Raw genomic sequence first — 507 nt, 5'->3', positions numbered from 1 at the left:
GGAAGTGGAGCTCGCCATGCAAGCGGCTGAGCAGCTGAGTGCAAATGGCGAAAAAGTGCGAGTGGTCTCCATGCCGTCTACGTGCGTATTTGACCAGCAAGACAAAACTTACCGTGACAGCGTGCTGCCACCAAGCGTGCGTCGCCGGGTAGCGATTGAAGCGGGCATTGCTGGTTTCTGGCACAAATATACCGGTTTCGACGGTGCAGTTGTGGGCATGACGACTTTCGGTGAGTCAGCGCCGGCGGACGAACTCTTCCGTCATTTCGGCTTTACTGTTGAGAATGTCGTCAAGGTGGCCCAGTCCATCTAATATTTGAGCGGTCGGTGCAGGCATGTTTTGGCATTGGCCGCTTATGATTAACTTACGCAAGGACTCCTGATGGCGCAGAATGCTGCAGCGCAAGGCGACAAAATTCGTGTCGCTATTAATGGTTTTGGCCGGATTGGTCGGAGTATCGCGCGCGCTTGGATTGAGTCAAAGTGGGATCAACGCATTGAATTGGT

2 protein-coding genes (1 of these 2 cut by a window edge) are annotated in these 507 nt (G+C 53.6%); both read left to right on the top strand.

Features of this window, described 5'->3' with window-relative positions; genetic code table 11:
• Positions 1-313, top strand: a 313-nt coding sequence (locus J5F18_RS03125) for a transketolase C-terminal domain-containing protein (RefSeq protein WP_346300891.1), incomplete at its 5' end; no start/stop codon positions are given.
• Positions 314-382: 69 nt separating this feature from the next.
• Positions 383-507, top strand: partial view of a glyceraldehyde 3-phosphate dehydrogenase NAD-binding domain-containing protein gene (locus J5F18_RS03120; protein ID WP_346300890.1) — the start only. 865 nt of this gene lie beyond the right edge of the window; 125 of the gene's 990 nt are visible here — the first part of the coding sequence; it begins with the start codon at positions 383-385; the stop codon falls past the right edge of the window.

It is taken from the genome of Halomonas sp. BM-2019 (genome assembly GCF_017584085.1).
This window is presented reverse-complemented; position numbering and strand designations above follow the sequence as displayed.